Genomic DNA, 12369 nt, shown 5'->3' on the forward strand with positions numbered 1-12369 from the left:
AAAGACTAGCGATCGGACGTGCGGCGTTTAGAATTTTTTACATGAGAGTTGTTAATTAAAATCAACAAGGCTAAGCTCCGGAAAAGCTCGTTCAAGTGTGAAACTTCGAGGTGATAAAAATGGCATTCAAGCCATTGATCGGTGTTACTGCGTGCGTCAAACAGATTGGCCTGCACCCCTACCACATCAGCGGCGACAAGTACTTGCGTGCTGTCAGCGTCGCGGCTCTGGGGCTGCCTGTGGTCATTCCTTCCTTAGGCGAACTGACCGAAATCGAGGATGTGCTCGCGCACCTCGACGGTCTGTTGCTGACCGGCTCGCCGTCGAATGTGGAGCCCTTCCACTATCAAGGCCCGGCCAGCGCTCCCGGCACGGATCACGATCCGGCGCGGGACGCCACGACCCTTCCTTTATTGCGTGCGGCCATTGCGGCGGGCGTTCCGGTGCTCGGCATCTGCCGCGGCTTTCAGGAAATGAACGTGGCGTTCGGCGGCAGCCTGCACCAGAAGGTGCATGAACTGCCGGGCATGCTCGATCACCGTGAAGCGGACAGCCCCGAGCTGGCGGTGCAATACGCCCCGGCGCATGCAGTGACGGTGCAACCGGGTGGCGTGTTCGAAGCGCTGGAGCTGCCGGCCGAATTCATGGTCAATTCGATTCACAGCCAGGGCATCGACCACCTCGCGCCTGGCCTGCGCGCCGAAGCGATTGCGCCGGACGGTCTGATCGAGGCGATCTCGGTGGACCACAGCCCGACCTTCGCCGTCGGCGTGCAATGGCACCCGGAATGGCAGGTGCTTTCGAATCCTCCTTATTTGAGAATTTTCCAGGCGTTCGGCGATGCATGCCGGCGACGGGCCGCGCTGCGTAAAACCCGCTGACCTAAAACACCAATTTACTGCCCCCGTGAGTCAGGCGGGCGTGCCTTTGCGCGTCCGTGACTCGCGAAACAACACACTGCAATAACAACAAGTACGACCCAGGCAGCCAGGACGGCGGCGCCGAATAAGCCGGACCGGTATGGATAACCCTGTAGGAGCCGAGCTTGCTCGCGATGAGGCCCTCACAGTCAACATCAATGTTGCCTGCCCAGCCGCCATCGCGAGCAAGCTCGGCTCCTACAAGGGCCATGCTGGCAAAGGCTTGCAATCCACTCTTAAGTCAGGCCGCGTTGGCCCGACGACTGAAACCTGTTGGGAGTTTCACATGGCAAACGCCTCCAGCATTTACAGGAAGGCTCTTGAAGGTCACCAGGCACCGAAAAAGGTGTTGGTGAAAGTCGACCGCGTCACCAAGAAATTCGACGAAACCACTGCAGTGGACGATGTTTCGCTTGAGATTCATCAAGGCGAAATCTTCGCCCTGCTCGGCGGTTCCGGCTCCGGCAAATCGACGCTGCTGCGCATGCTCGCCGGCTTCGAGCGCCCGACCGAAGGGCGGATTCTGCTCGATGGCGTGGACATCACTGACATGCCGCCGTACGAACGGCCGATCAACATGATGTTCCAGTCGTACGCCCTGTTCCCGCACATGACCGTCGCGCAAAACATCGCCTTCGGCCTGAAGCAGGACCGTTTGCCCGCCAGTGAAATCGACGCCCGCGTGGAAGAAATGCTGCGCCTGGTGCACATGACTCAATACGCCAAACGCAAACCCCATCAGTTGTCCGGCGGTCAGCGTCAACGTGTGGCCCTCGCCCGCTCCCTGGCCAAGCGCCCGAAGTTGTTGCTGCTCGACGAACCGATGGGCGCACTGGATAAAAAGCTGCGTTCGCAAATGCAGCTTGAGCTGGTCGAGATCATCGAGCGCGTCGGCGTGACCTGCGTGATGGTGACCCACGACCAGGAAGAGGCCATGACCATGGCCCAGCGCATCGCGATCATGCACCTGGGCTGGATCGCCCAGATCGGCAGCCCGGTCGACATCTATGAAGCCCCGGTCAGCCGCATGGTCTGCGAATTCATCGGCAACGTGAACGCCTTCGAAGGCACGGTCGTGGAAGACCTTGAAGGTCACGCGATCATTCACAGCAAGGATCTGGAACAGAAGATCTACGTCGGTCACGGCGTCAGCACTTCGGTGCAGGACAAGTCGATCACCTACGCGATCCGCCCGGAAAAAATGCTGGTCAGCACCACCCAGCCCGAAAGCCGCTACAACTGGTCCCAGGGCAAAGTGCATGACATCGCCTACCTCGGCGGTCACTCGGTGTTCTATGTCGAATTGCCTGGCGGCAAAGTCGTGCAGTCGTTCATGGCCAACGCCGAACGCCGTGGCGCGCGTCCGACCTGGGACGACAAGGTCTACGTGTGGTGGGAAGACGACAGCGGCGTGGTACTGCGCTCATGAAAACACTCAATCAGCAGTTCATGCGGCTGATGCCGAGTGGTCGAAAGCTCGTCATCGGGATTCCATTCCTTTGGCTGTGTCTGTTTTTCCTGTTGCCGTTCTTCCTGGTGATGAAGATCAGCTTCTCGGAAGCGGCGCTGGCCATTCCTCCTTACTCCGAGATCTACACCTTCGCCGAACAGAAACTCCAGGTGTTCCTCAACGTCGGCAACTACCTGCTGCTGACCGAGGATGAGTTGTATATCTCGGCTTACTTCGGCTCGTTGAAGGTCGCGTTTTTTAGCACGCTGATGTGCCTGGCGCTCGGTTTCCCGATGGCCTACGCGATCACCAAGGCGAGCAAGGAAACGCAAAACGTCTTGCTGCTGTTGATCATGATGCCGACCTGGACCGCAATCCTGATCCGCGTTTACGCGTGGATGGGCATCCTCAGCAACAACGGTTTGCTCAACGGGTTTTTGATGTGGACCGGGCTCACCGATCACCCGATCGAGATCCTCAACACCAACACGGCCGTGTACATCGGCGTGGTTTACGCCTACCTGCCGTTCATGGTGTTGCCGCTGTACGCCAACCTGGTCAAGCACGATCAGAGCATGCTGGAAGCGGGTTCGGATCTGGGTTCGAGCAACTTCAACAACTTCTGGAAAATCACCGTGCCGCTGGCCAAGAACGGGATCATCGCCGGCTGCATGCTGGTGTTCATTCCGGTGGTCGGTGAGTTCGTGATTCCGGAACTGTTGGGCGGCCCGGAAACCCTGATGATCGGCCGTGTGCTGTGGCAAGAGTTCTTCAACAACCGCGACTGGCCGGTGGCGTCTGCCCTGGCGGTGGTGATGCTGTTGATCCTGATTGTGCCGATCCTGTTGTTCAACCGTAGCCAGGCCAAAGAGATGGAGGGTCGGGGATGAAACGCTTCGGATTTTCAAAGTTCATGCTGATTTTCGGCCTGTCGTTTATCTACCTGCCGATGCTGATCCTGGTGATCTACTCGTTCAACGCCTCGAAACTGGTGACGGTGTGGGGCGGCTGGTCGGTGAAGTGGTACGTCGGCTTGCTCGACAACACGCAACTGATGGGCTCGGTGGTGCGCTCGCTGGAAATCGCCTGCTACACCGCGATTGCGGCGGTAGCGTTGGGGACGCTGGCGGCGTTTGTGCTGACCCGCGTGACGCGCTTCAAGGGTCGTACGCTGTTTGGTGGCCTGGTCACCGCGCCGTTGGTGATGCCGGAAGTGATCACCGGGCTGTCGCTGTTGCTGCTGTTCGTGGCCATGGCGCAGCTGATCGGCTGGCCGATGGAGCGTGGCATCGTCACCATCTGGATCGCCCACACGACGTTCTGTGCGGCGTATGTGGCGGTGGTGGTGTCGGCGCGTTTGCGTGAGCTGGACCTGTCCATCGAAGAAGCGGCCATGGACCTCGGGGCGAAGCCGTTCAAGGTGTTTTTCCTGATCACCATTCCGATGATCGCGCCGTCACTGGCGGCCGGCGGCATGATGTCGTTTGCCCTGTCGCTGGATGATTTGGTGCTGGCGAGTTTCGTGTCCGGCCCGGGTTCGACGACCTTGCCGATGGAAGTGTTCTCGGCGGTGCGTCTGGGCGTGAAGCCTGAGATCAACGCCGTGGCCAGCCTGATTCTGCTCGCGGTTTCGATCGTGACGTTCATGGTCTGGTACTTCAGCCGCCGCGCCGAAGCCACCCGTAAACGGGCGATCCAGGAAGCGATGGACCAGACCGCCAGCGAGTCCTGGCAACAACCGAAAAAACAAATGGTAGAAGCGACGGCTTAGTGCGTATGGCTTGACCTGTGTGGCGAGGGGGCTTGCCCCCGTTGGGCTGCGAAGCGGCCCCAAATCCAGCAACCGAGGTGTATCAGGTACACCGCGTACGGTGGGTTTACGACTGCTGCGCAGCCGAACGGGGGCAAGCCCCCTCGCCACAGGTTTTGTGTGTACTCAACAGCTTTTGTGTTTACTGCACAGGTTTTGTGTTCACTGCATTTGTGATTTGAAAAGAGAATTGGAGTTGTACCGATGAAAATGTTTGGCAGGACTCTGCTGACACTGTCCTTATTGGGCGCGATCGCCACGGTTGCCCAGGCCAATGACAAGGAACTGCGCGTCTACAACTGGTCGGATTACATCGCCCCGGACACCGTCAAGAAGTTCGAAGACGAGACCGGCATTCGCGTAACCTACGATGTGTTCGACAGCAATGAAACCCTTGAAGCACGCCTGCTCGCGGGCAAATCCGGCTACGACATCGTCGTGCCGTCCAACAGCTTTTTGGCCAAGCAGATCAAAGCTGGCGTCTATCAGGAACTAGACAAGTCGAAGCTGCCGAACTGGAAAAACCTCAACCCGGTGCTGCTGAAAAATGCTTCGGCCAGCGACCCGGATAACGGTCACGCCTTCCCGTACATGTGGGGCTCGATCGGCATTGGTTTTAATCCGCAGAAGGTCAAGGAAGTGCTCGGCGCCAACGCCCCGACCAATTCCTGGGACTTGCTGTTCAAACCGGAAAACGCGGAAAAACTGAAAGCCTGCGGCATCAGCTTCCTCGATTCGCCGACCGAGATGCTGCCCGCGGCTTTGCACTATCTGGGTTACCCGGTGAACTCGCAGGACAAGGCGCAGATCGCCGAAGCGCAAGCGCTGTTCATGAAGATCCGGCCGTCGGTGGCGTACTTCCATTCGTCGAAGTACATCTCCGACCTGGCCAACGGCAACATTTGCGTGGCGGTCGGTTACTCCGGCGACGTGCTGCAAGCCAAGGCCCGCGCGCAGGAAGCGGGCGACAAGGTGAAGATCGATTACAGCATTCCGAAAGAAGGCGCCGGCAGTTTCTACGACATGGTCGCGATCCCGCGGGATGCGGCGAACGTCGAGAACGCCTACCTGTTCATGAACTTCCTGATGCGTCCGGACATCATCGCCGAGATCACCAACAACATCGGCTACAGCAACGCCAACGCGGCGGCGACGCCCTTGGTGGATGAGGCGATTCGGAATGATCCGGGGTCGTATCCGCCTTTGGCCGTGATGGCGACGTTGTATGCGATTCCGGACATGCCGATTGGGGTTCAGCGAGTGATGACGCGCGGTTGGACGCGGGTGAAATTGGGTAAGTAATTGCGCGTCCCCCTGTAGGAGCGAGCGGGCGGCGTTCCGACTTGCCCGCGAAAGCGATGTATCAGTCACCATTGATGTTGAATGTGACGGCCTCTTCGCGGGCAAGCCTCGCTCCTACAGGGCTAGGCCAGACACAAATATGTGGTTTTTACTATTTTCCGTTCACGCAGCGCCTTACCACCGCTGCACTCCTCTCTGACGAACGGCCTCACCTGGCTTCCTCGGTTAAGGTGAATTTGGCGCCCTCCTCGGGCGCTTTTTTTATGCCGGAACGAGCGGCCATTCCGCCAGCGCCCGATAGCGGCCCTTATGCGATTCGAACAAAGCAAATCGGTCAGCCCGCAGAAAAAACTCCGGCGGCGTCGCCGATTCAGGCACCGGCGCCCGATAGTCGCGCATCAACGTCAGGTGCGGCCGGAACTCCTTCGGCACCTCTTCAAACCCAAACGACAACATCGCCTGCTCCAGCGCATACACCAGCCGCAACAACTCCGGCGGCGCTTGCTCCGGCGCGAGGACCAGCACCCCTGCCCTGCGCCAGACATCCAGCCGATCCAGCGCCACCCGCAACGCCACACCGGGAACACGGACCTTTGCGGCCGCCACGCAGATCTCGGCAATCTGTGCCACGCCCACCGCGCCCAGAAACAGCAACGTCAGATGAAAGTTTTCCGCCGGCACCGGGCGCCCATTGCGCAATTGCAGCGCGCTGCGCCATTGGGCGATGGCCTTGCGTTGCTCGGGCGGGCAGCTCAACGCGAAAAACAGCCGTTTGACCGGCTTCTGAGTTTCGTCGCTCACGCCTGGCACCTCCTGACATGCACGTTATAGTTGAACCAACCGAATCTACGGGAGGGGGCCATGCGAGAAATCATCAGCAAAGAGCCATGGTGGGCCATGCCACCGCAACCGGGTCAGGATGAGTCAGAGCTGGAATGGGGCTGGCTGGTTCACTATAGCGAAGGTGAGCCGCGTTTCGAGTTCGTCAGGGAGCGACCGACGGACAGCGAGATCCGCAATCGAAAAAGTTGCAGGATCACCCCGGCGTCGGAGTGATCCCGTGGTTGATGCTCAAGCCTTCACGATCATTTCAAAACCACCGAACACCAGGCGCTGCCCATCGAACGGCATCGGATTGACGTCCGGCTGCATCCGCGGATCGTTCATGAATTTTTCCATTCCGGCGTCGCGGGTCGCCTTGTCCGGCCAGATGATCCAGGAAAACACGACGGTTTCGTCTTCCTTGAGTTTCACCGCCATCGGAAACGAAGTCACCTTGCCGTCAGGCACATCGTCACCCCAGCACTCGGCGAGGCTCAGCGCGCCGCTTTCCTTGAAAATGGCCGCGGCGGTTTCGGCGTGTTTTTTGAATTTTTCGCGGTTGGCGGTGGGTACGGCTGCGAGGAAGCCATCAACGTAGGACATGGTCGTTCTCCTTGGGTTATGGGTCGATCTGCGGGTTAGTCGGTTCGGGCGGACTCCAATCGACAGCGCCGCTGCTCGAACTGACCGACGGTATTTCGGCACTCCCCGCCAGATTGCCCTCGATCTGCCCTGCCATGTACAACGTCCCCGCCATCACACCGGTGGTCGGGTTCTGCACCATTTTCATCCAGGCCTTGTCGAACGTGTTGCCCAGGCTGCTGCGAATCAGCGCCTCACTGTCCGGCCGGTCGCTGGCCTGAATCAACGCGCGAATCCCCGCCACGCCCACGGTAATCAAGCCCCCGGCGAGTTTGCCCGCCGCCGCGGCCACGGCACTGGCGGCACCGCGCGGGACCATTTCGGCTTCCATCCGCTTGCTGGCGCGCTTGGCCACGGGCGCCATGGCGGTGTCGGTCGAATCAACGCCCTTGTCACCGCCGGCCTTGTGGATCTTGTCAATCAGCGCCGCGTAGGCCGGCAGTGTGTTCAGCGGTTGGGTTTGCACGACCTGGTACAGCGAAGCGTCCCGCGCGGGGGGCGGCCCCAGGGCGATGGCCGGGATTTTCTGGATTCGGCCGTTGAGTTGCGCCATCGGCACGCCGTGGCGCTGGGAGATTTTCTGTAGCTCTTCCTGAAGAATGTCCACGTAGAACGCCGTTGCCAGGCCGAGAATCTGGTCGGGATCAATCTCGACCGCGACCGGGGCCAGCACGCGTTTCTGGTATTGCTCCAGCAGATAGGCCGCCAGGCGCTTGACCGAGGCATCCTGCTCGCCCTTGGCGTTGAGGGTGTACCAGCTGACCTTCATCGACAGCCATTCCTGGGTCCAGTAGCTACTGAACCAGGGAATGAAGTTTTCTTCGGTCAGTTGATAGACCCGGGTGCGCCAGTAATCCATGGCGCCACGCGAGTAGATTCTTGCCTGTTCAGTGGCGGACTGGGACGCCGCGACAATGTCCCGATCGACCTGCTGCCAGGTGATCGGGGAAATGATCACCGGCGGCGCTGGCGCCGGCGCGCGCGCAGGCATGACGCAACCCGCCAACACCAGCAGCACGGCGACGATCAGCGAACGCAGGCTCAAGATCGTGGTGTCCTACAGTCTTCCCCCGGACAGGATATCCGGGGGTTAAAGCACCCTGATTTGAGTATAGGCGGCGGTGGGGGCCTGGTCTGGAGTTGATGGTGTTCTCAAGGGCCTAATCGCGAGCAGGCTCGCGATGAGGCCCGAATGAACACCACAGAACACCGACCATCACTTCCGTCGATATTCACCATCGCCGTGAATGCCTTCCGCTCATAAACCGTCAGCGTAGGATCAACCTCAACCCGACACAAAACCCCGAACCGGAGGGGCAAATCATGTTGATTCATCTGCTGACCTGCCTGGCCCTGACAGCCTTCACGCTGACCGTTTTTTCATGGTACGTCCTGACCGAGGAGCGCACATCATGATCCACACCGTCACCCTCGCCGTGAGCTTTCCGGTGTTTGGCAATAACTACTACTCGCAGCAGGTCGTCTCGCGCAAAGTGCTGTCGCTGGTGTTTGACAAGAACTTCGAAGCGCTGCTGATGCCGGCCGCCGCCAACCACTTCAGCAACGAAGTGGTCGGGCTCAACGATCAGTTCCGCTTTTTGAATGATGTGCTGGCCGAACATCTGCTGGATGCCGAACTGGCTCAGCACTCGGCCCGTTCGTTCACTTTTTGAGGCTGCCCGTCAACGCCATTCCGTGACATAGGCCGGCGCGACCCTACAGGCGTCCTCCGGCACCGGTGGCAGCGGTCGCTATTGCACAGACCTCACGAACACAAGCTCTTAACCAGCGATGCACCGGATCGGCGTCCAGCCGTGGATGCCAGAGCATCGCAACGGTGAACTCCGACAAGGGAAACGGCAGCGCAAAGCTGTGCATGCCCGCCCGCAGGTTTTCGGTGTGGCGCTCAGGAACAGTGGCGATCAGGTCGGTAGCCCGAGCGAGCGCCAACGCGGTTGAGAAACCGGCAACGATGGTCACGATCTGCCGTTCCTGTTGCAGCGTCGCCAGCGCTTCATCGACAGGCCCCTTGTCGAGCCCACGCCGCGAGACGCTGATGTGGCCGCCCGCCGCAAAACGTTCCGGGGTGATCTCGCCCAGGCTCAACGGGTGACCCGTGCGCACCACGCCGATGAAGCGGTCGCGAAACAAACCCTGCGTCCGCAGTTCAGGCCCGGCGGCCTTCCCCACCACGCCGGTTTCCAGATCAACGGTCCCGTCACGAAGCGACGTGCTGTCCTTGTCAGGTTTGTGCATGAAGCGCAGACGCACGCCCGGGGCTTGGTCGGCGAGGCGTTCAATGAGCGGCGCGCCGAAGTTCTCCACAAACCCCTCGCTGGTGCGCAACGTGAAGGTGCGGACCAATTGCTTCAGGTCAGGCTGCTGCGCCGGACGCAACACCGCTTCGGCGTCCTGCACCAATTGGCTGACCCGCTCGCGCAGTTCCAGCGCCCGAGGCGTGGCGACGAGCCCACGCCCGGCCCTGACCAGCAGCGGGTCGCCCGTGGTTTCACGCAACCGCGCCAACGCCCGACTCATCGCTGAAGGGCTCAACCGCAAGCGTTTGGCCGCACGCGCCACGCTGCCCTCGGCGAGCAGCACATCGAGAGTGACCAGCAGATTGAAATCGGGAGTAGACATGGATCGCCCCGCGGCAAAGTGAGATGGCGTTGAACGCACGAGTACAATGCAAACCGTGCGCCTTCCGCCATGTTAGGCGCCGGCGTAGATTTCTGACAGCTCCGCTTCGGGAGTGGCCAGATCAAGAGAGACAGAATGAAGCCGACTATTGCCCTCGTAGACAGCGCACCAGCGACACCCTCCGTGCGCTGGGCGCTGATCAGCCTGTCGCTGTCGATGCTGCTGTCGTCGCTCGGCACCAGCATCGCCAATGTGGGGTTGCCGACGCTGGCGCAGGTGTTCAACGCGACGTTCCAGGAAGTGCAGTGGATCGTCATTGCTTACCTGCTGGCGATCACCGCCCTGATCGTCAGCGTCGGTCGGCTCGGTGACCTTATCGGACGTCGACGGCTGCTGCTCGGCGGCATCGGCGTGTTCACCGTGGCCTCGGCGCTGTGCGCTTGTGCACCGACACTGGGAATGTTGATTGGCGCCCGGGCACTGCAAGGGCTCGGCGCGGCGATCATGATGGCGCTGACCATGGCCTTCGTTGGCGAAACGGTAGCGAAGAACAAAACCGGCAGTGCCATGGGTTTGCTCGGGACGATGTCGGCGATTGGCACCGCGATGGGCCCGTCGCTCGGCGGTCTGCTGATTGCCGGTTTCGGCTGGCGGGCGCTCTTCCTTGTCACCGTGCCCTTGGGCCTGATGACGTTGCTGCTCGCGCATCGTTATCTACCCGCCGACCGCCAGAAGCCAGCAACCGGGAGTGCCCGTTTCGACACGTGGGGCACGCTGGTGTTGGCGCTGACGTTGGCGGCGTATGCGCTGGCCATGACCCTCGGTCGCGGCCATTTCGGGCTGTTCAATATAGGTTTGCTGTTGGCGGCGGGGGTCGGCGTGGGGCTCTTCGCGTTCGTCGAGACGCGAGTCGCCTCGCCGTTGATTCGACTGACGATGTTTCGCAACCCGGTGCTGAGCAGCAGCCTGGCGATGAGCACGCTGGTAGCAACGGTGATGATGGTGACGCTCGTCGTCGGGCCGTTTTACCTCGCCCATGGACTCGGACTGGAAGCGGTTGTCGTGGGACTGGTGCTGGCGGTCGGGCCGTGTGTCGCGGCGTTGACGGGTGTGCCCGCCGGCCGGATCGCCGACCGTTTCGGCGCACAACGGATGACTGTCGCCGGGCTGATCGCGATGGCCATCGGATGCCTGACGTTATCGGTGTTGCCACAGACAGTCGGCATCGGCGGTTACGTTGCGCCGATGGTGGTCATCACACTCGGCTATGCGGTCTTCCAGACGGCCAACAACACCACGGTCATGACGGATGTTGCGCCAGACCAGCGCGGTGTTGTCTCGGGCATGCTCAACCTGTCGCGAAACCTCGGACTCATCACCGGAGCCTCCGCGCTGGGCGCCGTGTTCGCCCTCGCCTCGCAGGCAGCCGACATCGCCAACGCGCAGCCCGAAGCCGTGGCCCACGGAATGCGGATTACGTTCGCGGTAGCGCTGGGGCTGATCTTTGCTGCACTAGGCGTTGCGCTAGCCCGTCGAGCGCTGAAACCCCTGTAGGAGCCGGCTTGCTGGCGATGGTGTGTCAGTCGACATCGACTCAGCTGACACACCATCGCCAGCAAGCCGGCTCCTACAGGGGATTTACGGCGCCTTTTAGTTACTGTTTGATCACAACCAGCGGTTCGCCTTTCTTCACGATGTACGTCGCCAGTTCGGAGCTGGTTTTTGTCCCGATGTTCTTCGCGATATGCGCGACGCCAGCCGGGATGTACAGCGAGTCACCGGCCTTCAGCGTGACCGGAGGCTGCCCTTCCAGTTGATATTCGAACGTGCCGTCGATGACATAAGCCACTTCCACGCCTGGATGGGAGTGGTTGGGCGACGAGACGCCCGGATCGATATCAACCCGTACCTGGATCACTTCGCGACCGTCGACGTCGAGATCCTTTTTCAGGAGATCGGTGCGATGAATCCCTGTCTGCCAGCTTTTTGCAGGGGCCTTCACTTCTTCGGCCTGAGACACGCCGGAGAACGCGGCGAGCGCGGCAGTGGTGACAACAGCGACACCGAGCATTTTGACGGTGTGACGAGCGTTGATGCGGAACATGGCGTTTCTCCGGTTATACCGTTGTGGTGCCTCATTAGGCGGCCGCCGTGTATCCCGTACGTGTCGCGGATGCCATGGATTTGTAAGCGAAGATAGCTGCGGACGCGGCAGATACGTAGGGATACAAACGGGCCAACTCATTTGGAGGTGTTAAGCACCACCGCCGCACGAATGAGCGCCTTCAACGCCTTTTCATCAATCGCTTCGCCCTCATGCACATCAATCGCCCGTCGGGTGTTGCCCTCAAGGCTGGCGTTGAAGAGGCCCGAAGGATCGTCCAGCGAGGCACCCTTGGCGAAAGTCATCTTCACGGCGGTCTTGTACGTCTCGCCCGTGCAGATGATCCCGGCATGCGACCACACCGGCACGCCTCGCCACTTCCATTCCTCGACCACGTCGGGGTCTGCCTGTTTGATGATCGCCCGGACACGCGCGAGCGTCTCGCCCCGCCAGTCATTCAATTCCTTGATTCGTGTGTCGATCAGCGCAGAGGCCGATTCGCCCCCGCTGCTTTCCTTCTTCATGGTGCTCGCTCCTGCGGAATAATGGTCGACTGAGTATTGCCGACTTGCGCAATCTCTCCAGCCGCAACGTGACCGGCTGGCCGCACAAGGTTGCGAGTGAGGCAATCGCGGCCTATGGTCCAAGCGATGCATTGTTGGCAACGGGCGCGCGAGGA

14 protein-coding genes are annotated in these 12369 nt (G+C 60.5%); 8 read left to right on the forward strand and 6 right to left on the reverse strand.

Annotation, left to right across the window (positions count from 1 at the left end; all coding sequences use genetic code 11):
• Positions 1–119: 119 nt before the first annotated feature.
• The 5 genes from ACA066_RS16240 to ACA066_RS16260 all read left to right on the forward strand — a co-directional run bounded on the left by ACA066_RS16240 (position 120) and on the right by ACA066_RS16260 (position 5482).
• The gene (locus ACA066_RS16240; RefSeq protein ID WP_497695723.1) at positions 120–881 is read left to right on the forward strand and encodes a gamma-glutamyl-gamma-aminobutyrate hydrolase family protein; all 762 of its coding nucleotides are present in this window, start codon (positions 120–122) and stop codon (positions 879–881) included.
• A gap of 325 nt (positions 882–1206) precedes the next feature.
• Complete coding sequence (locus ACA066_RS16245) at positions 1207–2349, forward strand: ABC transporter ATP-binding protein (RefSeq protein WP_497695724.1); 1143 nt, start codon at positions 1207–1209, stop codon at positions 2347–2349.
• A 29-nt stretch (positions 2350–2378) separates the two neighbouring features.
• Entirely contained in the window at positions 2379–3260 is an 882-nt protein-coding gene (locus ACA066_RS16250) for an ABC transporter permease subunit (RefSeq protein WP_497699893.1), read from the forward strand.
• Positions 3257–4141, forward strand: a complete 885-nt coding sequence (locus ACA066_RS16255) for an ABC transporter permease subunit (protein WP_497403481.1) — start codon at positions 3257–3259, stop codon at positions 4139–4141. The genes ACA066_RS16250 and ACA066_RS16255 overlap by 4 nt, the downstream gene beginning before the upstream one ends.
• A gap of 243 nt (positions 4142–4384) precedes the next feature.
• Positions 4385–5482, forward strand: coding sequence for a polyamine ABC transporter substrate-binding protein (locus ACA066_RS16260; protein ID WP_497695725.1), 1098 nt, complete (start codon positions 4385–4387; stop codon positions 5480–5482).
• A 261-nt stretch (positions 5483–5743) separates the two neighbouring features.
• Here the strand turns inward: ACA066_RS16260 and thpR are convergent, their stop codons facing one another.
• Complete coding sequence (gene thpR, locus ACA066_RS16265) at positions 5744–6283, reverse strand: RNA 2',3'-cyclic phosphodiesterase (RefSeq protein ID WP_497695726.1); 540 nt, start codon at positions 6281–6283, stop codon at positions 5744–5746.
• Positions 6284–6343: 60 nt separating this feature from the next.
• On the opposite strand from thpR, the gene ACA066_RS16270 reads away from it, so the two are divergent.
• Positions 6344–6538 (forward strand): hypothetical protein, encoded by a 195-nt coding sequence (locus ACA066_RS16270; RefSeq protein WP_214384218.1) that lies wholly within the window; start codon positions 6344–6346, stop codon positions 6536–6538.
• Positions 6539–6553: 15 nt separating this feature from the next.
• Here the strand turns inward: ACA066_RS16270 and ACA066_RS16275 are convergent, their stop codons facing one another.
• Together ACA066_RS16275 and ACA066_RS16280 are read right to left on the reverse strand one after the other, a co-directional pair.
• On the reverse strand, positions 6554–6907 hold the full coding sequence (locus tag ACA066_RS16275; protein WP_497695727.1) for a DUF1428 domain-containing protein: 354 nt from the start codon (positions 6905–6907) through the stop codon (positions 6554–6556).
• Between the two features lie 16 nt (positions 6908–6923).
• A complete protein-coding gene (locus tag ACA066_RS16280) occupies positions 6924–7991 on the reverse strand; it encodes a hypothetical protein (protein WP_497695728.1) in 1068 nt (355 codons plus the stop codon).
• Between the two features lie 367 nt (positions 7992–8358).
• Between ACA066_RS16280 and ACA066_RS16285 the strand changes: the two genes are divergently transcribed.
• Positions 8359–8619, forward strand: a complete 261-nt coding sequence (locus tag ACA066_RS16285; RefSeq protein WP_497695729.1) for a hypothetical protein — start codon at positions 8359–8361, stop codon at positions 8617–8619.
• Positions 8620–8662: 43 nt separating this feature from the next.
• Here ACA066_RS16285 and ACA066_RS16290 read toward each other — a convergent pair whose 3' ends face one another.
• The gene (locus ACA066_RS16290; RefSeq protein WP_497695730.1) at positions 8663–9586 is read right to left on the reverse strand and encodes a LysR family transcriptional regulator; all 924 of its coding nucleotides are present in this window, start codon (positions 9584–9586) and stop codon (positions 8663–8665) included.
• 135 nt (positions 9587–9721) lie between these two features.
• Between ACA066_RS16290 and ACA066_RS16295 the strand changes: the two genes are divergently transcribed.
• On the forward strand, positions 9722–11140 hold the full coding sequence (locus tag ACA066_RS16295) for an MFS transporter (RefSeq protein WP_497695731.1): 1419 nt from the start codon (positions 9722–9724) through the stop codon (positions 11138–11140).
• 100 nt (positions 11141–11240) lie between these two features.
• Here ACA066_RS16295 and ACA066_RS16300 read toward each other — a convergent pair whose 3' ends face one another.
• Complete coding sequence (locus ACA066_RS16300; protein ID WP_497695732.1) at positions 11241–11690, reverse strand: cupin domain-containing protein; 450 nt, start codon at positions 11688–11690, stop codon at positions 11241–11243.
• Between the two features lie 137 nt (positions 11691–11827).
• Positions 11828–12214, reverse strand: a complete 387-nt coding sequence (locus ACA066_RS16305) for a DUF1801 domain-containing protein (RefSeq protein WP_497695733.1) — start codon at positions 12212–12214, stop codon at positions 11828–11830.
• Positions 12215–12369 lie beyond the last annotated feature (155 nt).

This window comes from Pseudomonas sp. LBUM1651 (assembly GCF_059716135.1).

Bases quoted from the DNA above. Each gene is read 5' to 3' on its own strand.
- ACA066_RS16245 (WP_497695724.1), top strand. From the start codon at position 1,207: ATGGCAAACGCCTCCAGCATTTACAGGAAGGCTCTTGAAGGTCACCAG.
- ACA066_RS16275 (WP_497695727.1), bottom strand. From the start codon at position 6,907: ATGTCCTACGTTGATGGCTTCCTCGCAGCCGTACCCACCGCCAACCGC.
- ACA066_RS16305 (WP_497695733.1), bottom strand. From the start codon at position 12,214: ATGAAGAAGGAAAGCAGCGGGGGCGAATCGGCCTCTGCGCTGATCGAC.
- ACA066_RS16260 (WP_497695725.1), top strand. From the start codon at position 4,385: ATGAAAATGTTTGGCAGGACTCTGCTGACACTGTCCTTATTGGGCGCG.
- ACA066_RS16290 (WP_497695730.1), bottom strand. From the start codon at position 9,586: ATGTCTACTCCCGATTTCAATCTGCTGGTCACTCTCGATGTGCTGCTC.
- ACA066_RS16295 (WP_497695731.1), top strand. From the start codon at position 9,722: ATGAAGCCGACTATTGCCCTCGTAGACAGCGCACCAGCGACACCCTCC.
- ACA066_RS16285 (WP_497695729.1), top strand. From the start codon at position 8,359: ATGATCCACACCGTCACCCTCGCCGTGAGCTTTCCGGTGTTTGGCAAT.
- ACA066_RS16255 (WP_497403481.1), top strand. From the start codon at position 3,257: ATGAAACGCTTCGGATTTTCAAAGTTCATGCTGATTTTCGGCCTGTCG.
- ACA066_RS16250 (WP_497699893.1), top strand. From the start codon at position 2,379: ATGCCGAGTGGTCGAAAGCTCGTCATCGGGATTCCATTCCTTTGGCTG.
- ACA066_RS16240 (WP_497695723.1), top strand. From the start codon at position 120: ATGGCATTCAAGCCATTGATCGGTGTTACTGCGTGCGTCAAACAGATT.
- ACA066_RS16270 (WP_214384218.1), top strand. From the start codon at position 6,344: ATGCGAGAAATCATCAGCAAAGAGCCATGGTGGGCCATGCCACCGCAA.
- ACA066_RS16300 (WP_497695732.1), bottom strand. From the start codon at position 11,690: ATGTTCCGCATCAACGCTCGTCACACCGTCAAAATGCTCGGTGTCGCT.